This is a genomic window from Mycobacterium sp. HM-7 (assembly GCF_053852335.1).
Map to the genome: position 1 here is coordinate 78,824 of NZ_CM132657.1, position 20,510 is coordinate 99,333.

Here is a 20,510-nt window from a genome sequence, read left to right on the forward strand (position 1 = left end):
GCTCCCCCTCACTTCTCCAGCGCCATCTGGAACCGGCTCTCCTCGCGCGGGTTGATCAGCTGGATCGGCAGCTGACGGTGTCGCGGAGTGTCGATGAAGTTGTGACGCAAAAGAATTCGTGAAATACCCGGGTGTGGTCCCAGGTAGGTGGTGGCATTCGGCCACGCCACCTTCGGAACGTTCCCGATCCGGGCGTTGATGAACCCTGCAAATTCCTTGAACTGCGGCGCCAGGGTGACGACGGCTCCGGCCGCCGCGGAGCGGACCACGAACTGCGTGAACAGGTGCGCGTCGCCGAGGTTGATCGTCGAGTCGACGTTGTCGAACGGCATGTAGACGGGGTAACGGTCGGCGGTCTCGCCCACCAGCACGCCGGCCGAGCCGATCGGCAATTCGTAGTGCCGGTCGGTGATGGGGCTGAGCCCCTCCAACGCGGCCCGCTGTCCACCGAACAGACACGAGAAGCCGCGGGGCGTTGTCGGCGTGGCCAGCGTCGTCAGCAGCACGGTCGCCGTCGGGGCTTGACCCGGTTTGACCCGGACCCGGGTGATGGTGTGGTCGGCGCGGGCCGACCACCACATGTTGGGGCCACCGGGTGCCGAGTAGGCCGCGGTAAAGGTGCTGCGGCCCTTGATGGTTGACCAGGTCTCGCGCTCGAAGCTGATCGCGGTCGCCCGGTCGTATTCTTCGAAGCTGCGGGCGGGGCGGGCGTCGATGCCGTGGCTGGCCAACTGGTCGGCGATGCGGGTGGTGGTCGCCACCAGGTAGCTGGCCAGGCCGGAAACCCCGGTGCCGCGGCGCATTGCCGAGCGGCGGGTCTCGTCGGGGTCGGCGCGCAACACGATCCAGGTCCGCCGGTTGGCGGGCGCGGCGTACGGGCCGACGACCTGCTCGTACAGCGCGACGACGCTCGACGGGGCCGTCTTGCCGACCCGGTAGCCGGCCGAGACGATGTCGGCCTCCAGGTCGGGTGCGTGCGCCGTGAGCAATTGCTCCACCAGGCGGGTGTCGAGGTTGTCGTCGGTGAACGCTTCGCCGTTGACGATCACGGTCGGCGTGAAGGACCGCGGCACCAGTTCGACCACGGAGATCAGGTGATCACCCAGCCAGCGCACCGCTACGTGATCGCCGGGCATGACCGTCGCTCCGACGGCGGGCTCCGACGGCGCCGGCAGGGCCACCTTGCGCCGGCGTTGCCAGGCGAACATCGCAGCGATCCAGCCGGTCAGCCGCCGTCCGCGGATGGCCAGGACCGAGAACAGCGCGATCAGGACACCCAGGGTGATGCCGAGCCACAGCAGGTTGAAATGCATGCACAGCAGCACGACCGCCGGCACCAGCGTCGCCGCCCATAGCAGGTGCCCGGTGGTGAATCGGAACCCGAAGTGCCTCATCGGCGCCTCAGTGCACGGCGGGTCACCGCACCCAGGCCGAGCAGTATGACCAGCGCAGCGCCGGCCACCACGACCATGGTGATGGGTCCGCGGTCCGGCGGCGGGATGTACACCGGCGGCGGGATGCTCTTGACCTGGTAGGGCGCCTGTTTGGGGCCGGCGGGAACGTCCCAGGTCAGCGCCGCCACTGGGTCGATGACACCGGCGCCGACGTAGTTGTCCACTCCCCCGCCGGGGTGCCGTGCCGTCGCGGTGATCCGGGTGACGATCTGCGCGGCGGTGAGGTCCGGGAACCGTTGCCGCAGCAGGGCGGCCAGACCCGAGACGTAGGCAGCGGCGAACGACGTGCCGTTGATGGGGATGGGGCCATCTTGCCCGTTGAGCCCGTTGACCGGATTGCCGTCGTAGCCCAGCGCGGTGGTGCCCTCCGCAGGTGCGGCGGCTCCGACCCATGGGCCCGACATCGAGAAGTTGCTCGGCTGGCCCTGTGGCCCGATGCCGCCGACGGTCAGCACCAGCGGCGAGTACCAGGCCGGCGAGACGATCGTTTGCACCTGCTTCCAGCCCCGCGGATCCGACGGCACGCTGGCGTCGGGCGGCGGGTTCTGGCTGCAGTCCTGGCCGGTGTTGCCGGCCGCCACGACGACCACGGCGTTCTTGACGTTCACCGCATACGCGATGGCCGAACCCACGGCGGTCTCGTTGATGGCGCGGGTCACCTTGTAGCAGGCGGCCTCGGAAATGTTGATCACCTGGGCGCCCATGTTCGCCGCGTGCACGATGGCGCGCGCCAGGCTGCGCAGTGACCCGGCGGTCTGGGTGGTGTTCGGGTCGTTCGGGTCGCTGCGGGAGTCCTTCGGCTGGAACGCCTCTGACGTCTGGCGCAGCGACAGAAGGCGCGCCTCGGGGGCGACCCCGATGAACGCGTCCGTCGGTGCCGGACGGCCGGCGATGATCGACGCCGTCAGCGTGCCGTGGGCGTCGCAGTCGGAGAGGCCGTTGCCGCCCTTGTCGACGAAGTCGCCGCCGGGTTCGGCGGGCACCCGGGGCGAGGCATTCACACCGGTGTCGATGACGGCGACGGTGATGCCCGCACCCGTCGCGAATTTCTGCGCCTCCGCGAGGTGCAGATAGTCGGCCGCCCATGGCTTGTCGGCGAAGTTGGTGTTCGGCAGCACGGTGGGCGCGGAGCAGATCTTGCGCTGCTCCATCGGCTGATCGGGGCCGGTGTCGTCGGGTGGGACGGCGCCGGGGTCGATGGCCGGCGGTTCGATGGCCAGTGCGGGCGGTGCGCTGGCGACAGCCAGCAGCAACGCCGCAGTCAGGGCGGCTAGACGACGCACGAGCTACCGCCCCCACCATGGGGACGACCGCTCGTGATGTTCCGAGTCCCCCGTGACATTCTTCCCGCTACGACATCGCCGCGAACCGCGATGCCCTCCCCATACGCATGTAGCACGAATTCATACTAGTGGTGTGTAGCGGGGGCTCTGCGCGCTTTCTGTGGCCACCGGGAGTGACCCCGGGTGCCGCGCCTCAGGCGTCGAGGTCCTGCGACACCAGGTCAGCGACCACCGCGAGCGCGGTTTCGTCGTCCGAAGCCACTGTCACCTGGGCGCCGTTGCCGGCCCCGAGGGTCATGATCATCAGCGCCGAGCCGGCGTCCACCGGTTCCCCGCCGTCGACCGCGAGGGTCACCTGGGCGCCGGAGTTCACGACGGCCTCGGAGATGACGGCTGCCGGACGGGCGTGCAGGCCGATGACGGATCCGACGGTGACGGTCTTGCTGGGCATGGCTTCTCCTTTGATGTGGGGTTGGTTGGTTGATCGGGGACGTATCAGTTGCCTGCGGGCTGCAGGGCCGCGGTGGTGTCGGCCGCCGGAAGCGACCTGCCGGCGCTCTTGGCGGCGATGACCGCCAGGGCACTGCAGACGGCGCCGACGAGGACGGCGACGACGAACCAGACGAGGTGGTCGATCGCGAAGAAGACGAAGATGCCGCCGTGCGGCGCTTTGGAGGTCACGTCGAATGTCATCACCAGAGCCCCGGTGACGGCGCCACCGAACATCATCGACGGAATGACGCGCAGTGGGTCGGCGGCCGCGAACGGGATGGCGCCCTCGGTGATGAAGCAGGCGCCGAGAAGCCAAGCAGCGCGGCCGTTTTCGCGCTCGGGTTCGGTGAACAGGCGGGGCCGGACGGCCGAGGCCAGCGCCATGGCCAGTGGCGGCACCATGCCGGCGGCCATGACGGCGGCCATGATCCGCAGCGACGCGGCATCGCTCATGTTCAGGCCCGCCGCGGCAAAGGCGTAGGCGGCCTTGTTGACCGGCCCGCCCAGGTCGAAGCACATCATCAGGCCCAGGATGACGCCGAGCAGGATCAGTGAACTGCCCGACATACTGCCGAGCCAGTGGGTCAGGCCCGAGGTCGCGGCGGCCAGCGGACGGCCCAGCAGCAGGAACATCGACAGACCGACGATCAACGAGGCACCGAGCGGGATCACCACCACCGGCATCAGGCCGCGGAACCATTGCGGCACCTTGAACGAGCCGATCCACAGCGCGGCGAATCCGGCGATGAGGCCGCCGACGATGCCGCCGATGAACCCGCCGCCGACGGTGACGGCCACCGCGCCTGCGGTGAAACCCGGTGCGATGCCGGGCCGGTCGGCGATGGCGAAGGAGATGTACCCGGCGAGGGCCGGAACCAGGAACCCGAAGGCCAGCCCGCCCAAGGTGAAGAGCACGGCGCCGAGATACTGCATCAGTCCGCCGGAAGGCAGGTTGGTCAGCGAGTTGGTGGTCGCGATGATGTGCGCGAGTGAATCGGATTGGCCGGCAGGTTTGTTGGCGATCTCGTAGCCGGCGAACAGGAAGCCGAGAGCGATCAGCAGGCCGCCGGCGGCGACGAACGGGATCATGTAGCTGACGCCGGTCAGCAGGATCTGGCGCAGTCGGGTGCCCCAGCCCAGCCCGCCGCGGTTATCGCTGGAGGCGGCCGCCGCGGTCTCGCCCTGTACCCGCGCGGCCTGCGGATCCTTGGCCGCCGCAACGGCTTCGGCGATCATGGTGTCGGGTTCGTTGATGGCCCGCTTCACGCCGGAGGCGATCACGGGCTTGCCGGCGAACCGCTGCTTGTCCTTGACCCCGACATCCGTGGCGAAGATGACGGCGTCGGCCGCGGCGATGGTCTCTGCCGACAGTGGGGTGGACCCGGACGAGCCCTGGGTTTCGACGCTGAAGCGCACCCCGGCGCGGTCGGCGGCCAGTTTCAGGGCGTCGGCGGCCATGTAGGTGTGAGCAATTCCGGTGGGACATGCGGTGATTGCGATGACGGAGGCCGTGGGCGCCGGCTCGGCGGCGGGGGCCGCGGGTGCCGATGCGGGGGGTGTGGTGGGGGCTACGGTGGGGTTTACGGGTACCGGGCTGACCACGCCTTCGACGAGTGCGACCACCTCGTCGGCGGTGCCTGCCGCGCGAAGCTGTTCGACGAAATCCTTGCGGACCAGCGCGCGGGCGAGGCTGGACAGCAGCTTCATGTGCTCGGCGCCACCGGATTCCGGTGCGGCGATCAGGAACGCGAGGTCGGCGGGGCCGTCGGGCGCGCCGAACGCGACCGCGGGCGCCAGTCTGGCGAATCCGATGGTCGGTTCGTCGACATGGGGTGATCGGCAGTGCGGGATCGCGATCCCACCGGGAAGTCCGGTGGCGGACTGGGATTCGCGCGCCAGGGCGGCCTCGACGAGACCGTCACCGTTGGTGGCGCGACCCGTCTCGGCCATCCGCGCGGCCAGCAATTCGATCACGTTCTGCTTGTCGGGGCCGGCGTCGACGTCGAGTGCGACGAGGTCCGAGGTGATGATCGGCATGGGTGTTCCTTTGAATGGGGCGAGATCAGAGAGGAGCGGAGGCGGACGTGACGGCCTGTACCCGAACGGCTTTCACGTCGATCTGTTCCGGGGTGGGTAGTGCCGAACCCGGCAACGAGGCAGCGGCGCTGCCGTAGGCGACGGCCGTCTGGAGCCGTTGGGCCGGCGAGGCGCCGGCGATGGTGGCCGCGAGGTAGCCCGCGAGTGATGCGTCACCCGCTCCGACGGTGCTGCGGGGCACGATCGGCGGTGCCGTGGCGGACCAGGTGCCGTCGCGGTCGACCAGGACCGCACCCGCGCCGCCGAGGGTGACGAGCACCGTGCGCGACCCGCGGTCGACGAGTTGCTGGGCGGCGGCGACGACCGGCAACGGATCACCTTGTGCAGCAGCGTCTTCCAATGCCTGCGCGGAGCAGCCGGTCAGCGAGCCCAGCTCCTCGGAGTTGGGCTTGATGAGGTCCGGCGCCGCCGTGGCGAAGGCCGCGGCCAGCGCGGTGAGTGGACGCTCGGAGGTATCGACCGCGACGCGGCACGGCAGTGCCGCCAGCCGGCCCACGATGTCGGCGTACCAGTCGTCGGGCACCCCCGGCGGAAGTGACCCGGACAGCACCACCCACGTGGCTCCCGCCGCGTGGTCACAGACGGCGGTGGTCAGGGCTGCCAGGGCAGCGTCGTCCAGATATGCCCCGGGTTCGTTGAGTTTGGTTGTGGTCCCGTCGTTTTCGGTGATGGTCAGGTTGCTGCGGACGGCACCGGGGATGTCGATGTTGTGGAACGGCACCCCCCGGGCACGCAGCCCCGTCAGGATCGGATCGTGATCGGCGGCCGGCAGCAGGGCGACGGTGTCGACACCGTTCTGCGTCAGGGCGCGAGATACGTTGACGCCCTTGCCGCCTGGCTCGGTGGAGACCGGGGTCAGTCGGTGCACCGCTCCCCTGGTCAGCGGCTCGTCGAGGGCGAGGGTTCGGTCGAGGCTCGGGTTCAGCGTGACGGTGACGATCATGAGCCGGCCTCTGCGCAGATGACCTCGACGCCGGCGTCGACGAGCTGTTGGCGGTCGTGGGCGCGGATCTCGGTATCGGTGACGACGGTTCGAACGGCCGACAGTGGCGCGAAACTGACCAGGTCTTCCCTGTCGAACTTGCTCGAATCAGCCGTTACCACAATATGATTGGCGCACCGAACCATGGCGCGCTTGATGGCGCCCTCGTCGCTGTCGGGGGTGGAGAAGCCGTGCCGGACACTGATGCCGTTGGTGCCGAGGAAGGCGACGTCGACGCGCAGGGAGTCGAGTGTCCGCAGGGCCTGGTCCCCCACCACGGCCTGGGTCAGGCTGCGGACCCGGCCGCCCAGTAGCTGCAGGGACACGGCGGGGTTGGCCGTGAGCTTCGCGGCCGCGGGGATGGAGTTCGTGATGACCACGAGGTCGCGGTCGGTGGGGATGAGTTCGGCGATGCGGGCGGTGGTGGTGCCGGCGTCGATCAGCACGGTTCCGCCGGTGGTGGGCAGCAAGGCAATCGCTGCAGCCGCGATGGCTGCCTTCTGCTGTGTCTGGGTGGAATCGCGCTGGACCACTCCCTGCTCGACCAGGTGCAGGGTGCGGGCGGGCACCGCTCCCCCGTGCACCCGCCTGATGACGCCGGCCTTGTCGAGGACGTCGAGATCGCGGCGGACGGTTTCGGTGGTGACGTCGTAGGCGTCGGCCAGGTCGTTGACCGACGCGCGACCGTCGGCGAGGACTCGCGCGGCGATGGCTTGCTGCCGTTCTTCCGCGTACATGACCCTCCAAGGGTGTTGGAATGCATCCGATTCGATCTTTGTATTGTTTGTTTTACGCTTGGATATGTTGACTTGTCAACGGTTCGGAGTAATCTACATCACATGAGCCAGACATCTGTGAGCCCGTCGCCATTGGCAGCCGACGTGGAAACCGATCGTTCGCCCAGCGGTGCACCTGTGGTGCTGCACGGGGTCCCTGCCGTCGGCGGCGTGCGGTACGCGCCGGTGCTGTGGCCGGGTGCCCGGCCCGCGCCCGAGACTGACGACACCGCCGCTGAGCTGGCAGAGCCGGAACGGCCGGGGGAGCGGGAGCGCTTCGCGGCGGCCTCGTTGGCGGTTGCGGACCGGCTTCGCGGCCGGGCCGCGCGGGCGACGGGAGCGGCTGCGGAGGTGCTCGCGACGACTGCCACACTCGCGCAGGACCGGGCCTGGGCGGCGGCCACCGACAAGCGCATCGCCGACGGTATGACCGCGGTGCGCGCGGTCGTCGCGACGGCAGACCAGTTTGTCGAGATGTTCACCCGCATGGGCGGACTCATGGCCGAGCGGGTCGCTGATCTCAGGGATATTCGGGATCGGGTGATCGCGGATCTACGTGGCCTTCCCGAGCCGGGGGTGCCTGTGCCGGATGTGCCGTCGGTGCTGTGTGCCGAGGATCTGGCACCTGCGGACACCGCCGGGCTGGACCCCAACCTGGTCGTGGCACTGGTGACCAGCCTGGGTGGGCCGACCAGCCACACCGCGATCATCGCCCGCCAACTGGGAATTCCGTGCGTCGTGGCCGTGTCCGGTCTCGAGAAGGTGCGATCGGGCGCGATGGTCCTGGTGGACGGTACGCACGGGACCGTGACCGTCGAGCCCGACGCGACCGTGGCCGCCGCGGCCGTCGCGCAGGCGCGCCACGACGCCGACCTCGCCGAGAGCTGGCGTGGCCCGGGTGTCACGGCGGACGGACATCGCGTCGCGGTGCTGGCCAACGTGCAGGACGGCGCCGCCGCGCAGGCCGCAGCCGGCACGCCGGCGGAGGGGATCGGCCTGTTCCGGACCGAGTTGTGCTTTCTGAACCGGGATCTCGAACCGAGTGTCGCCGAGCAGGCCGAGATCTACGGCGAGGTGCTGGCCGCGTTTCCCGACCGGAAAGTGGTGGTGCGCACCCTCGATGCGGGTTCGGACAAGCCGCTGCGCTTCGCCGGGCATGCCGACGAGGCGAACCCGGCGCTCGGGGTTCGCGGTATCCGCATCGCCCAGGGCAATCCGGACCTGTTGACCCGTCAGCTCCAGGCGATCGCGGATGCGGCCGCGGCGACCGGCCAGCGGCCGTGGGTGATGGCCCCGATGATCGCGACGCCGGCGGAAGCGAAAGCCTTTGCGGCGCAGGTGCGGTCCTTCGGCCTGACGCCCGGTGTGATGATCGAGGTGCCCGCCGCGGCGTTGTTGGCCGACCGGATACTGCGGCACGTCGACTTCCTGTCGATCGGGACCAACGATCTGACGCAGTACACGATGGCGGCGGACCGGATGTCGGCCGACCTCGCCACGCTGAGCGACCCGTGGCAGCCGGCGGTGCTGGCGCTGGTGCATGCGGCCGCCAAGGCGGGTGAGGCGCAGGGCAAGCCCGTCGGGGTGTGCGGGGAGGCCGCGGCTGATCCGGCGCTGGCGTGCGTGCTCGTCGGGTTGGGCGTGACGTCGCTGTCGTCGGCGGCCGCCGCGGTGCGCGCCGTCGGTGCCGCGCTGGCCGGGGTCACGCTGGATCAGTGCCGGGCGGCGGCCGATGCGGCGCTGGCGGCGGAGTCGTCGGCGGATGCGCGCACTGTGGCGCTCGCTGCGCTGGCGACGCGCTGACCAGCGGATATCCGCCGTCCGTAGCACCCGGAATTAATCGGACCGCAGTCCGGTTATTGGTGACATGCCTGCTATCACCGCTGACACGATCAGCTTGCCGCGTATTGCTCCCGCTGCGCCGAGCGACACAGAACGCCCGGTGCGGTCCATCACCACCGGCCCCCGTGGTTACGAGGGCGAGGGTTTCCCGGTGGTCCGTGCCTTCGCCGGGGTCGGCCCGGCCGACCTCGATCCGTTCGTCCACCTGGACCAGATGGGTGAGGTCGAGTACGAGCCCGGTGAACCGAAGGGCACCGACTGGCACCCGCACCGCGGGTTCGAGACGGTGACCTACATGATCGACGGCCGCTTCGCGCACCAGGATTCACACGGTGGCGGCGGCCTGATCACCGACGGCGCCACACAGTGGATGACCGCCGGCTCGGGCATCCTGCACATCGAGACACCGCCGGCCGAGTTGGTCGAGAGCGGTGGACTGTTCCACGGCCTGCAGCTGTGGGTGAACCTGCCCAAGAAGGACAAGTTCGCCGCCCCCAGGTACCAGGCCATCGAGGGCACCGACGTGACCTTGCTGTCGTCCGATGACGGCGGCGCGCTGGTTCGCGTCATCGCCGGCGAGATCGGTGATGCGAAGGGGCCCGGCGGTACACACACGCCAATCACCATGGCGCACGCCACAATTGCGCCCGGAGCTCGACTCGACCTGCCGTGGAACCGCAAGTTCAACGCGCTCGTCTACATCCTCTCCGGACGCGGCACTGTCGGACCGGTCGGCCACCCGATCCACCAGGGTCAGCTCGCGGTGCTCGGGCCGGGGGACCGGATCGCCGTCGCCGCTGACGAGGGTCAGGACTCCAACCGGCCCGCGCTCGAGGTGCTGTTGCTCGGCGGTCAGCCCATCCGGGAACCGGTCTTCCACTACGGCCCGTTCGTGATGAACTCCAAGTCGGAGCTCATCGAGGCGTTCGAGGATTTCCAGTCCGGGAAGTTCGGCGCCATTCCGCCGGACGCGTTGAAGCCACACCGGCCCGGGCGCTGATCACGCGGGTGCCGCGTCCGGATAGAGCAGTTCCAGCTCGCCGAGGCTGGCGGCGACGGTCACCAGAGGCAGCGCCGCTTCGACCGATAACGTTCCGCCGCCGGTCTCGGCGCGCAGGGCGAGTACGAAGTCGTCGCTGATGGGTGTGCGCTCCGCGGCACGGGGGTCTTCGGTGCCCGCGATGCGGGCGCAGATCGAGGCGGTGTGCGCTTCCAGGACCTCGCGGGCGGCCCGGTACGGAGCCAGGGGCGGCGGCACGACGTCAGCGATGAGGTCGGCCGCCGCCCGCAACCGCACCGTCTGATTGGCCGCCCGGACCACCGGTGCCCGCAACTCCGTGGCTCCGCTGCTCTCCGAAAGGAAGTGGCGCACAGCATCATCCACGGTCCGTGAGGCCGTGAGGGCGTCGAAGCTCAGGGCGTGCACCCGGTCGGTGGCGGCCTCCGACGCGCCGCGGGTCACCCGCCGCACGGCCGCGGTCAGATACCGCGTGCCTGCGGTGCGAGCCGCCTCCAGCGTGCGCTGGACGACCGCCGCCGAGCCGCGCGGCCACAACAGCAGCGACACCACGACGCCCACCGCGGCGCCGACGAGGACGTTCTCGAGCCGGATCAGCCCGACGCGCCAGCCGGCCGGACTGATGAGGTTGTAGATGGTGAGCACCAGCATCGTGAACATCGCCTGGCCTGCGACGAACGAAAACACATCGGGCACATACGCCGAACCGAACGCCACGGTCGGCAGCACCAGCCACAACAGGACCGGGTTCGCGCCGATCAGGTGGATCACCACGGTGCCGAGGAGGAAGCCGATCGCGGTGCCGCCGACCGCGCGGACCACGCGCGTACCGGTGGTGAGCGCACTGCTGCGCAGCACGGACAGGGACGCCATCGCGATCCAGAATCCGTGTTGCAGGGGAAAGAGATGAACGACGGCGACCGCCACGGCCAACCCGATGCCGGTGCGCAGGCTGTTCTGCACCACGACGGCCCGGGTCGCGACGAACCCCGACGGGATGGCGGACACGGCCTGGGATTCGGACAGCACCCGGTCGAGGTTTCCGGCCACGGGCAGCCGTCGTCCCAGGACGCGGGCCCAGACCGGGCGGGCATCGGCGTCGGCGGCCAGTCCGATGACGCGGCCGGTCGCCCCGATGCATGCCGAGAAAGTGCGCAGCCGCAGCAGTTTTCGTCCCGTCGCGACGGCCACCAGGTCGTCGGGCTCGCCCTGGATCAGCTCGATGTCCTCGCGGTAGCGCCCGCGAGTCGCGGCCCGGTGCGCGGTGAGCGCCTCGGCCAGATCGGCACGGTACCGATCGCGGCCCTCGGCCCGCGGCGTGCTGAGCACTCGGGCGCAGTCGTTCAGTACCCGAATGGCGGGCGCCCGCGTCTCCGCCAGCAGGGGGCCGGTGGCATCGGTGGCGCGGTCGCACAGCCAGCGCAGATCGTCGACCACGCGGACCAGGGCACGACTGCCGGCGGTCAGACCGACCGGGCGGAAGTCGGCGCCCAGGAAGTTGTCATTGAGGACCTCCATCGCATCGGAGAGTTCCTGCGCCGTCGCCGACCCCTCCAGGCGGGCCGCCAGCAGTCGGCACACCTGCGCCGCGTGCTTGCGCAGGTCGTCGTGATGGGTGGGTGGCAACAGGAACAACGCGGCCGGCACGGCGATGGTCCAGGCCACCGCCCAGCCGAGCAGTCGATCGGGCACCGGGCCGGCCGGCGTGCACACCGGCAGCACGAACGTCATTAAGGTGGACCGCTGACCCGCGGCGATGATCTCGCTGAGCACGCCGGAGAACGTCACCAGCAGCCCGACGGCGAACATCGTCGGCACCGCCAACCAGGGATGCGGGGACAGCAGCGTGCCCAGCGTGATCAGGACCGCGCCGTTGAAGCCGAGCCCGGCGTACGCCAGGGCCCGCGCCGGCCGGTTACCGGGGAAATCCACCACCACCAGCAGCGCGACCGCGCCGAAGATCGCGAACATGGTCGTCTGCGAGGTACTGCCGACGGCGGTACCGGCCGCCAATCCGGCGACGGCGACGACCGGCAGCACCAGACCCGCGCGCGTGGCGCGCCGCAGGGCGTCGTATTCGGGATCCTTGTCCCGCAGCCGGGTGCGCAGCTGCTGCCAGCTCACCGCCGGCGACTCTCGCGACACCACGCCCACCATGGCGCCCAACATTAATTTGGCTGACGCCGCCATGCCCCGGCAACAACACGCCTGTGGGCCGGGTCTCTCCCGGCCGCCGACAGCCCCGGGGTCGTTCCTGGCCGGGCTACCGATCGGGACCGGGCGGCCGCCGGGAACCGCGCGCTGTGCGGTGACCGGTTGTTGACAGAACTGCAAGTTTGCTGGAAGAAGCAATTTCAGCGGTCGTGCTTCGCATACGAGCAGGGCCGGGCCGAGATCTGTGGCACAATTTGACGATGCCGTACATCGCCACCCGAGGCCCGGGTCGCCCTCCCGCGGCGAAGGCGGCCGAAACCCGTGAGCGCATCCTGCGTGCTGCACGCGAGGTTTTCAGTGAACTTGGTTACGACGCAGCAACATTCCAAGCGATTGCGATCCGCGCGGATCTGACGCGTCCAGCGATCAATCATTACTTCGCGAACAAGCGGGTGCTGTACGGCGAGGTCCTTGATCAGACCAACGCCATGGTCGTCGCTGCGGGCCGTCGCCGGGCCGAGGAAGAGACCACCTTCATCCGGCGCCTGTCGTCCTTTTTCATCGCCGCCATCCAGGCCGACTCCGAGGACCGGTCCGCCGCGGCGTTTCTGGTGACCTCGATCCTCGAGGCGCAACGACATCCCGAATTGCGCCAAGAGGAGCACGATGCGCTCGTGGCCTCCCGTGACTTCGTCACCTGGGCCGTCACCGACGCCATCGAACGCGGTGAACTGGCGGTCGACACCGAGGTGTCCACGGTGGTGGAGATGCTCATCGCGGTGATGTGGGGGATGGGCTTCTACGCCGGATATGTGGGCAGTTATCAGGAGCTGACCGCCGTCATCGAGCGGCTCGAGCTATTGCTCGCCAACAAGTTGTGGCAGGTCACCGAATAGACCGGCGGCAGCTGGTACATCTGGTACATGGGCAGCGAGCGCTCCGACGACGACACCTGGGATATCGCTAGCAGCGTCGGTGCGACGGCGGTGATGGTGGCCGCCGCGCGGGCCGGTGAAACCGAGCGGGACGACGCGTTGATCCGCGATCCGTTCGCGAAGATCCTGGTCGCCGGCGCCGGAACGGGCGTGTGGGAGACGATCCTCGACGCCGACTTCAACAACCGGATGGCCGGCGCCGATCCCGAGGTCGCGGCGGTACTCGAGCACATGGGCAACTACCAGGCGGTGCGCACCCATTTCTTCGACGCGTACTTCGCCGATGCCGCTGCGGCCGGTATCCGTCAGATGGTGATCCTGGCGTCAGGGCTGGATTCCCGGGCCTATCGATTGGACTGGCCCGCGGGTACGACGGTCTTCGAGATCGATCAGCCGAAGGTGCTCGAGTACAAGGACCAGACCTTGAAGGCGCACGGTGCGACGCCGGCTGCGGCACTGCACCAGCTGCCGATCGACTTGCGCAATGACTGGCCGAAAGCGTTGCGGGACACGGGATTTGATGATTCGGCACCGACGGCCTGGTTGGCGGAAGGACTGCTGATGTACCTGCCGGCCGACGCGCAGGACCGCCTTTTCGAGAACATCACCGCCCTCAGTGCATCGGGTAGTCGCATCTCGGTCGAGACGGTTGGCGAGCACGCCGCCGAACGTCGCCAGCGGATGCGGGACCGATTCGACAAGCTCGCCGGCCAGTTCGGCATGGGGCAGGTCATGAATGTGCAGGATTTGATGTACGAGGACCCCGATCGCGCCGACGTGGCCGCCTGGCTCGACTCCCACGGTTGGTCGTCCACCTCGGTCACCTCGCAGGAGGAGATGCGCCGGCTGAATCGCTGGGTGCAGGTCGATACCGCCGACGACAAGGCGTTTTCCACGTTCGTGACCGCCGGCAAAGACTGATACTCGGGGTCGACCCTTCCGAACCAACCGGCTGGTTGACTAGGATTTCGATGTTGCCTGGCTCACGTAAGGACATCGCCATGACCACCCCATCCGTCGCACCTACTGCGACCACTGACATCCCGGCTGTCGTAGCCGGTCTTCGCAAGACCTTCGCGACTGGGCGCACGCGTGACCTGCAGTGGCGCAAGCGTCAGCTGCTCGCGCTGGCCCAGGCCATGGAAGAGAACGAGACGGCCATCGCCAAGGCGCTGGAGGCCGACCTCGGCCGCAAGCCCTTCGAGGCGTGGCTCGCCGACAGCGTCGGCACCATCGCCGAGGCCAAGGACGCCGCCAAGAACCTGCACAAGTGGGCGAAACGTCGCTACCGCCTGCTGGAGCGCTCGCAGCTGCCCGGCCGCGGCTGGGTCGAGTACGAGCCCTACGGCACAGTGTTGATCATCGGCGCCTGGAACTTCCCGTTCTACCTCACGCTCGGCCCGCTAGTCGGCGCGATCGCCGCGGGAAACACCGTGGTGCTCAAGCCATCTGAGTTCGCACCCGCCTCGTCACGACTGATGGTCGAGCTGGTCGAGAAGTACCTGGACAACTCGGCCTTCGCGGTGGTGGAAGGCGACGGCATGGTCAGCCAGGAACTGATCGCACAGGGCCTCGACCGCATCATGTTCACCGGCGGCACCGAGATCGGCAAGAAGATCATGGCCGCCGCCGCACAGCACCTGACGCCGGTCACGCTGGAACTTGGCGGCAAGAGCCCCGTGATCGTCGCGGCCGACGCCGACATCGACGTCGCCGCGAAACGCATCGCCTTCGCCAAGGTGGTCAACTCGGGCCAGATCTGTGTAGCGCCGGACTATGTGGTGGCCGAGAAGCCCATTCGCGACGAGCTGGTCAGCAAGATCCGCGACGCCATCGTGGCCTTCACCGCCGACGACGTCGACGGCCTGCCGATCGTCAGCGAGCGGCAGTTCAACCGGCTCAGCAGCTACCTCGGTACCGGCGGCGACGTCGTCACCGGTGGTGGCACGAACCCGGCGCGGCTCACCATGCAGCCGACCGTGGTGGTCGACCCGCCGCTGGACGCACCGGTGATGACCGAGGAGATCTTCGGGCCCATCCTGCCGGTGATCACCGTCGATTCGCTGGACCACGCCATCGCGTTCGTCAACGCCCGGCCCAAGCCGCTGGCCGCCTACTTGTTCACCAAGGCCAAGGCTGTCCGCGAGCGGTTCATCCGTGAGGTCCCGGCCGGCGGCATGCTGGTCAACCACCTGATCTTCCAGGTATCGACGACCCGCTTGCCGTTCGGCGGTGTCGGACCGTCCGGCATGGGTGCCTATCACGGTCGGTACGGCTTCCTGGAGTTCAGCCACGCGAAATCGGTGATGACCAAGCCGACCCGGCCCGATCTGGGCAAGCTCATCTACCCGCCGTACACCGACAAGGCGTGGAAGATCGCGCGCAAGTTCTTCTAGGCCGTTCGACGTTAGCCCGTACCCGACGACGCGGCGGCCGATCGGTCGCCGTATACACAAGGGGTGGCCCATCTCGGTGAGCCGTCTCATCGCCCTTCCATGAGAGGAAACCCATGCCTGGAGTGCAGGATCGCGTCATTGTCGTCACCGGTGCCGGTGGCGGCCTGGGTCGTGAATACGCGCTGACGCTGGCGCGCGAAGGCGCCTGCGTCGTGGTCAACGACCTCGGCGGCGCCCGTGACGGCACCGGTGCCGGCCACAACATGGCCGACCAGGTCGTCGACGAGATCAAGGCCGCCGGTGGCCGTGCCGTCGCCAACTACGACAGCGTCGCCGAGCCCGAGGGTGGCGAGAACATCGTCAAGACCGCCCTCGAGGCATTCGGCAAGATCGACGGCGTCGTGTCCAACGCGGGCATCCTGCGTGACGGCACCTTCCACAAGATGACCACCGAGCAGTGGGACATCGTGCTCAAGGTGCACCTGTACGGCGGATACAACGTGATCCGCGCCGCGTGGCCGCACTTCCGCGAGCAGAGCTTCGGCCGGGTCGTGGTTGCCACCTCCACCAGCGGTCTGTTCGGCAACTTCGGCCAGGCCAACTATGGCGCGGCCAAGCTCGGTCTGGTCGGTTTGATCAACACGCTGGCCCAGGAGGGCGCCAAGTACAACATCAAGCTGAATGCCATCGCGCCGATCGCCGCGACCCGCATGACGCAGGACATCGTGCCGCCGGAGGTGTTCGCGAAGCTGTCGCCGGAGTACGTCGCCCCGGTGGTGGCCTACCTGATGACCGAGGAACTGCCCGACACCGATTCGATCTTCATCGTCGGCGGTGGCAAGGTGCAGCGCACCGCGCTGTTCCAGAACGAGGGCATCACCTTCGGTGACGTGCCGTCGGTGGACGACGTCGCCGCCAAGTGGGGCGAGATCACCGACTTGTCCGCCGCCAAGGCTGCTTCGTTCGCGCTCGGCTGATAGGTGAAAGCGCTTGTCGCGCAGACGCTTACCGGCCCGTCCGGGCTGTCCTACACCGATATCGATGACGCCGCAGACCCTTCGGGGAATGCGGTGGTCATCGATGTCGGTGCGGCCGGCGTCTGCTTTCCCGATCTGCTGCTGATCCGCGGCGAATACCAACTGAAGTTGCCGCCGGGATTCACCCCGGGCATGGAGGTGGCCGGTACCGTCCGGTCCGCGCCGGAGAGTTCAGGTTTCGTTGCCGGGCAGCGCGTCTCGGCGTTCACCATGATGGGCGGCTATGCCGAGCGCGCGCTGGCGCTGCCGGATTCGGTGATCCCGACGCCCGCGGCCCTGGACGACGCCGAGGCGGTCTGCCTGCTGGGCAACTACTACACGATGTATTTCGCGCTGGCCCGCCGCGGCCGGTTGCTGGCGGGGGAGACGGTGCTGGTGCTCGGCTCCGCCGGCGGCATCGGGGTGGCGGCCATTCAGATCGCAAAGGCCATGGGCGCCAAGGTGGTTGCCATGGTGCACCGCGCCGAGGCGATGGACTTCGTGGCCTCGGTCGGTGCCGACGTGGTGCTGCCTCTGGCCGACGGGTGGCGTGACGCCGCGCTGGCGGCGACCGACGGTCGGGGAGTGGACCTGGTGGTCGACCCGGTCGGCGGCGACGCGTTCGACGACGCGATCCGGGTGCTGGCGCCCGAGGGCCGACTGCTGGTGCTGGGTTTCGCTGCCGGACAAGGTATCCCGTCGGTCAAGGTCAACCGGCTGCTGCTGCGGAACGTCAGCGTGATGGGCGTCGGCTACGGCGAGTTCATCCGGCAGGTGCCCGGTTCGGCCGCAGAGATCGGCGCCGGCCTGGCCAAGCTGGTCGAGACCGGACTGCGCCCGCCGGCGCCGGTGCGGTTCCCGCTGGCCTCTGGTGCCGAAGCTCTGCAGGCATTGGCGGACGGGAAGATTCACGGCAAGGCAGTCCTGGAGCCCTAGTGAATACCTTGGGCACGGTGCTGGTTGCGCTGTTCATCGCGATAGGCCTGGTCGGCATCGTGGTCCCGGTGCTACCCGGTGGCTTGGTGGTGTTCCTCGCGATCGCGGTGTGGGCGGTGGCCGTCCACACCGCGACCTCGTGGGTGGTGCTCGGCGTCGCGGCGGCGTTGTTCGTGGCCGGTGAGGTGATCAAGTACGTCTGGCCGGTACGCCGGATGCGGCAGGCCGATGTGGCCACGCGCAGCCTGATCATCGGCGGAATTCTCGGTGTCATCGGATTTTTCGTGATCCCGGTGCTGGGGCTGGCCCTCGGATTCGTGCTGGGGGTCTACCTGTCCGAGTACTCGGCGCTGCGCGACAAGGGCCGAGCCTGGGTGTCAACCAAACATGCGCTGAAGGGCGTCGCCCTGGCGATGGGAGTAGAGCTGACGGCCGCGCTGCTGGCGACCGTCGCGTGGGTGACGGGATTGGTGGTCGGTAGTTGACCGCAGAGAAACGGACTCTCGACGCATCGGCCGGTGAGCTGCTTCTGCACACCGGCGTCACCGGCACCGCAGCCCGGATGGGACACCGGTTGACCATCGCGGTGCGCTCATGGCAGGCGACCGTGGACGTGGACGGAGACGAACCCGAGGCAATCGAGGTGACCGTCGACCTGGACTCGCTGGAGGTGCTGACGGGCGAGGGCGGGATGACGCCATTGTCCGGCGCGGAGAAGTCGTTGGTCCGCACCAATGCCCTGAAAATGCTGCAGGCCAAGCGCTTTCCACGGGCGACGTTCCGTGCGTCATCGGTCGAGTGGAACGACGACTCGTGGCGGTTCACCGGGATCCTCGACCTCAGCGGCCAGAGCCGCGAGCAGACCGTCGTTGTCCACGTGGTGCGGGACGGCGCAGACCTGCGGATCACCGGTGAGGCGGTGGTACGGCACAGCGACCATCGCATCAAGCAGTATTCGATGCTGATGGGTGCGATGAAGGTGGCCGATGAGGTGCGGGTGACGCTCACCGCGCCACGGGCAGACCGGCCCTAGCCCCGCAGCACGCTCCGCAACCGCGTCAGCTGGTCATCGGTGACACCAATGGCAGCAAGGTAATTCGTCAGTGAACCGTATTCGGCATCGACGACGCTGAGAGCGGTGTCCAGGTACTCCTCGCGGACCCCCAGCACCTCTTCGGTCAATCGGGCCTCGGCGAACGTGACGACCTCGGCCGTCTGGCCGGCCCGGGTGCGGATGGTCTCCAGGATGCCCTCGCGCAGCTGCGGCACCGCGTCGTTGCTGCGCAGGAAATCGGTCAGGATCGCGTCGCGCTCGATGCCGACGGCGCCGAGCACCGTCGCCACGGTGAACCCGGTGCGGTCCTTGCCCGCGAAGCAATGCGCGATCACCGGCCGGGAATCGGCCAGCATCGAAATGACCTGGCGTATCGCAAGATGCGCACCCGGCAGGGCGGGGAAGCGGCGGTACTCCTCGACCATGAAGCGACCGGCGGCCACCGCGACGTCCTCGTCGTCGGGCTTCTCCGTCATCATCTTTTCGAAGGCGTTCTCATGCGGCGCTTCGGCCCCGTCGGTCCCGGCGGCGGCCAGTTCGTGGAACGGCAGCAGGTGGATCGCGACGCCGTCGGGCACTTGACCCGGACCACGACGTTCCACCTCGCGCAGCGACCGGAGGTCCGCGACATCGCTGATGCCGTAGCGCTGCAGTGCTTTACGGCCGTCTTCGGCCAATCCACTCAGCTCGCTGGAGCGGAAGAGCCGGCCAGGGGCGATGCCCGATTCCTCGGCGACGTCGCGGAAATTCCAGGCACCGGCGAGTTCCAAGCCAGTGGACCGCATCAGTGGCCCCCGGACTCGGTACACGCGGCCGCCAATGCCGACTTCTCGCGGCCCAGTTCGGCGCGCGCGATGGTGCGCATGTGCACCTCGTCGGGTCCGTCGAACAACCGCATCGCCCGGTGCCAGGCGTACAGCCGGGCCAGCGGCACGTCGTCGCAGATACCGGCCGCGCCGTGCACCTGGATGGCGCGGTCGATCACATCGCACGCGACCTGCGGGGCCACCGACTTGATCTGCGAAACCAGCACATGCGCGGCCTTGTTGCCCTGCTGGTCGATCGTCCAGGCGGCCTTCTCGCAGAGCAGCCGGGCCTGGTCGATCTGGTTGCGCGACTTGGCAATCGACTCACGCACCACGCCCTGCTCGGCGAGCGGCTTGCCGAACGCCACGCGCGTCTGTACCCGGTCGATCATCAGGGCCAGGGCACGTTCGGCGGCGCCGAGCGCGCGCATGCAGTGGTGGATGCGGCCCGGCCCCAACCGGGCCTGGGCGATGGCGAAGCCCGAACCCTCTTCGTGCAGCAGGTTCTCGGCCGGCACGCGCACGTTGTCGAAGACGATCTCGCAATGCCCGTGCTGGTCCTGCCAGCCGAACACCGGCAGCGACCGCTGGATGTCCACGCCCGGCGTATCGGCGGGCACCAGGATCATCGACTGCTGGGCATGGGAGGCGGCGTCGGGATTGGTGCGGCCCATGACGATCAGGAGCTTGCAGCGCGGATCGGCGGCGCCGGTGATCCACCACTTGCGGCCGTTGATGACGTAGTCGCCACCGTCGCGCAGCATCGTCGTCTCGATGTTGCGGGCATCCGACGAGGCCACGGCGGGCTCGGTCATCGCGAACGCGCTCCGGATGTCACCGTTGAGCAAGGGTTCCAGCCACTGCTTGCTCTGCTGCTCATTGGCGAACAGGTGCAGGGTCTCCATGTTGCCGGTGTCGGGGGCGGCGCAGTTGATGGCCTCGGGGGCGATTTCCATGCTCCAGCCGGAAATCTCGGCCAGCGGGGCGTATTCCAGATTGGTCAGCCCAGATTCCGACGGCAGGAACAGGTTCCACAGGCCGCGCTTGCGGGCCTCGATCTTGAGCTCCCCGACCACCGGCGGCACCGTGTGGTCTTTGGGCCCCTTCTCCTCGCGATAGGCGTGATAGGAGGCCTCGGCCGGCAGCACGAGCTCGGTCATGAACTCGGTGAGCCTGTGCTGGTAATCCTGCGCTTTTGCCGACAACGCGAAGTCCATGCCAGCCACGATATGCCACTTGTCTAACGATGTGACGGGCGGTCGTCGGCGC

Annotated in this window: 18 protein-coding genes; 9 read left to right on the forward strand and 9 right to left on the reverse strand. The window is 68.6% G+C overall.

What is annotated here, in order from left to right; all coding sequences use genetic code 11:
• Nucleotides 1–8: 8 nt before the first annotated feature.
• The 6 genes from eccE to ACWW1C_RS00400 all read right to left on the reverse strand — a co-directional run bounded on the left by eccE (nucleotide 9) and on the right by ACWW1C_RS00400 (nucleotide 7,045).
• Nucleotides 9–1,394 (reverse strand): type VII secretion protein EccE, encoded by a 1,386-nt coding sequence (gene eccE / locus ACWW1C_RS00375; protein ID WP_455981577.1) that lies wholly within the window; start codon nucleotides 1,392–1,394, stop codon nucleotides 9–11.
• The gene (gene mycP / locus ACWW1C_RS00380) at nucleotides 1,391–2,737 is read right to left on the reverse strand and encodes a type VII secretion-associated serine protease mycosin (protein WP_455981578.1); all 1,347 of its coding nucleotides are present in this window, start codon (nucleotides 2,735–2,737) and stop codon (nucleotides 1,391–1,393) included. The genes eccE and mycP overlap by 4 nt, the downstream gene beginning before the upstream one ends.
• Before the next feature lie 193 nt (nucleotides 2,738–2,930).
• Nucleotides 2,931–3,188, reverse strand: a complete 258-nt coding sequence (locus ACWW1C_RS00385) for an HPr family phosphocarrier protein (protein WP_455981579.1) — start codon at nucleotides 3,186–3,188, stop codon at nucleotides 2,931–2,933.
• A gap of 44 nt (nucleotides 3,189–3,232) precedes the next feature.
• Complete coding sequence (locus tag ACWW1C_RS00390) at nucleotides 3,233–5,266, reverse strand: PTS fructose transporter subunit IIABC (RefSeq protein ID WP_455981581.1); 2,034 nt, start codon at nucleotides 5,264–5,266, stop codon at nucleotides 3,233–3,235.
• Nucleotides 5,267–5,291: 25 nt separating this feature from the next.
• Nucleotides 5,292–6,269, reverse strand: coding sequence for a 1-phosphofructokinase (gene pfkB, locus ACWW1C_RS00395; protein ID WP_455981582.1), 978 nt, complete (start codon nucleotides 6,267–6,269; stop codon nucleotides 5,292–5,294).
• On the reverse strand, nucleotides 6,266–7,045 hold the full coding sequence (locus ACWW1C_RS00400) for a DeoR/GlpR family DNA-binding transcription regulator (RefSeq protein ID WP_455981583.1): 780 nt from the start codon (nucleotides 7,043–7,045) through the stop codon (nucleotides 6,266–6,268). The genes pfkB and ACWW1C_RS00400 overlap by 4 nt, the downstream gene beginning before the upstream one ends.
• Before the next feature lie 102 nt (nucleotides 7,046–7,147).
• Between ACWW1C_RS00400 and ptsP the strand changes: the two genes are divergently transcribed.
• Nucleotides 7,148–8,887 (forward strand): phosphoenolpyruvate--protein phosphotransferase, encoded by a 1,740-nt coding sequence (gene ptsP / locus ACWW1C_RS00405; RefSeq protein WP_455981584.1) that lies wholly within the window; start codon nucleotides 7,148–7,150, stop codon nucleotides 8,885–8,887.
• A gap of 64 nt (nucleotides 8,888–8,951) precedes the next feature.
• Nucleotides 8,952–9,926 carry a pirin family protein gene (locus ACWW1C_RS00410; RefSeq protein ID WP_455981585.1) on the forward strand — a complete coding sequence of 325 codons (975 nt, stop codon included), beginning with the start codon at nucleotides 8,952–8,954 and terminating at the stop codon, nucleotides 9,924–9,926.
• Here the strand turns inward: ACWW1C_RS00410 and ACWW1C_RS00415 are convergent, their stop codons facing one another.
• On the reverse strand, nucleotides 9,927–12,113 hold the full coding sequence (locus ACWW1C_RS00415) for an FUSC family protein (RefSeq protein ID WP_455981586.1): 2,187 nt from the start codon (nucleotides 12,111–12,113) through the stop codon (nucleotides 9,927–9,929).
• Between the two features lie 245 nt (nucleotides 12,114–12,358).
• Here ACWW1C_RS00415 and ACWW1C_RS00420 point away from each other — a divergent pair, with 245 nt between their 5' ends.
• From ACWW1C_RS00420 to ACWW1C_RS00450, 7 genes are all read left to right on the forward strand, one after another.
• Entirely contained in the window at nucleotides 12,359–12,994 is a 636-nt protein-coding gene (locus ACWW1C_RS00420) for a TetR/AcrR family transcriptional regulator (RefSeq protein WP_455981587.1), read from the forward strand.
• 27 nt (nucleotides 12,995–13,021) lie between these two features.
• Nucleotides 13,022–13,954 (forward strand): SAM-dependent methyltransferase, encoded by a 933-nt coding sequence (locus ACWW1C_RS00425; RefSeq protein WP_455981588.1) that lies wholly within the window; start codon nucleotides 13,022–13,024, stop codon nucleotides 13,952–13,954.
• Nucleotides 13,955–14,034: 80 nt separating this feature from the next.
• Complete coding sequence (locus ACWW1C_RS00430) at nucleotides 14,035–15,429, forward strand: aldehyde dehydrogenase family protein (RefSeq protein ID WP_455981589.1); 1,395 nt, start codon at nucleotides 14,035–14,037, stop codon at nucleotides 15,427–15,429.
• Nucleotides 15,430–15,542: 113 nt separating this feature from the next.
• Complete coding sequence (locus ACWW1C_RS00435) at nucleotides 15,543–16,406, forward strand: SDR family oxidoreductase (RefSeq protein ID WP_455981590.1); 864 nt, start codon at nucleotides 15,543–15,545, stop codon at nucleotides 16,404–16,406.
• 3 nt (nucleotides 16,407–16,409) lie between these two features.
• Nucleotides 16,410–17,381 carry an NADPH:quinone oxidoreductase family protein gene (locus ACWW1C_RS00440; protein WP_455981591.1) on the forward strand — a complete coding sequence of 324 codons (972 nt, stop codon included), beginning with the start codon at nucleotides 16,410–16,412 and terminating at the stop codon, nucleotides 17,379–17,381.
• Entirely contained in the window at nucleotides 17,381–17,866 is a 486-nt protein-coding gene (locus ACWW1C_RS00445; RefSeq protein WP_455981592.1) for a DUF456 domain-containing protein, read from the forward strand. The genes ACWW1C_RS00440 and ACWW1C_RS00445 overlap by 1 nt, the downstream gene beginning before the upstream one ends.
• Nucleotides 17,863–18,414: a YceI family protein gene (locus ACWW1C_RS00450; RefSeq protein WP_455981593.1), complete on the forward strand. Its 552-nt coding sequence runs from the start codon at nucleotides 17,863–17,865 to the stop codon at nucleotides 18,412–18,414. Before ACWW1C_RS00445 ends, ACWW1C_RS00450 begins: the two co-directional genes overlap by 4 nt.
• On the opposite strand, the gene ACWW1C_RS00455 is transcribed toward ACWW1C_RS00450, so the two are convergent.
• On the reverse strand, nucleotides 18,411–19,220 hold the full coding sequence (locus ACWW1C_RS00455; protein ID WP_455981594.1) for a tyrosine-protein phosphatase: 810 nt from the start codon (nucleotides 19,218–19,220) through the stop codon (nucleotides 18,411–18,413). The genes ACWW1C_RS00450 and ACWW1C_RS00455 overlap by 4 nt on opposite strands.
• On the reverse strand, nucleotides 19,220–20,446 hold the full coding sequence (locus ACWW1C_RS00460; RefSeq protein WP_455984492.1) for an acyl-CoA dehydrogenase family protein: 1,227 nt from the start codon (nucleotides 20,444–20,446) through the stop codon (nucleotides 19,220–19,222). The genes ACWW1C_RS00455 and ACWW1C_RS00460 overlap by 1 nt, the downstream gene beginning before the upstream one ends.
• Between the last annotated feature and the right edge of the window lie 64 nt (nucleotides 20,447–20,510).

Bases quoted from the DNA above. Each gene is read 5' to 3' on its own strand.
- eccE (WP_455981577.1), bottom strand. From the start codon at position 1,394: ATGAGGCACTTCGGGTTCCGATTCACCACCGGGCACCTGCTATGGGCG.
- ACWW1C_RS00385 (WP_455981579.1), bottom strand. From the start codon at position 3,188: ATGCCCAGCAAGACCGTCACCGTCGGATCCGTCATCGGCCTGCACGCC.
- ACWW1C_RS00390 (WP_455981581.1), bottom strand. From the start codon at position 5,266: ATGCCGATCATCACCTCGGACCTCGTCGCACTCGACGTCGACGCCGGC.
- pfkB (WP_455981582.1), bottom strand. From the start codon at position 6,269: ATGATCGTCACCGTCACGCTGAACCCGAGCCTCGACCGAACCCTCGCC.
- ACWW1C_RS00400 (WP_455981583.1), bottom strand. From the start codon at position 7,045: ATGTACGCGGAAGAACGGCAGCAAGCCATCGCCGCGCGAGTCCTCGCC.
- ptsP (WP_455981584.1), top strand. From the start codon at position 7,148: ATGAGCCAGACATCTGTGAGCCCGTCGCCATTGGCAGCCGACGTGGAA.
- ACWW1C_RS00410 (WP_455981585.1), top strand. From the start codon at position 8,952: ATGCCTGCTATCACCGCTGACACGATCAGCTTGCCGCGTATTGCTCCC.
- ACWW1C_RS00415 (WP_455981586.1), bottom strand. From the start codon at position 12,113: ATGTTGGGCGCCATGGTGGGCGTGGTGTCGCGAGAGTCGCCGGCGGTG.
- ACWW1C_RS00420 (WP_455981587.1), top strand. From the start codon at position 12,359: ATGCCGTACATCGCCACCCGAGGCCCGGGTCGCCCTCCCGCGGCGAAG.
- ACWW1C_RS00425 (WP_455981588.1), top strand. From the start codon at position 13,022: ATGGGCAGCGAGCGCTCCGACGACGACACCTGGGATATCGCTAGCAGC.
- ACWW1C_RS00430 (WP_455981589.1), top strand. From the start codon at position 14,035: ATGACCACCCCATCCGTCGCACCTACTGCGACCACTGACATCCCGGCT.
- ACWW1C_RS00435 (WP_455981590.1), top strand. From the start codon at position 15,543: ATGCCTGGAGTGCAGGATCGCGTCATTGTCGTCACCGGTGCCGGTGGC.
- ACWW1C_RS00455 (WP_455981594.1), bottom strand. From the start codon at position 19,220: ATGCGGTCCACTGGCTTGGAACTCGCCGGTGCCTGGAATTTCCGCGAC.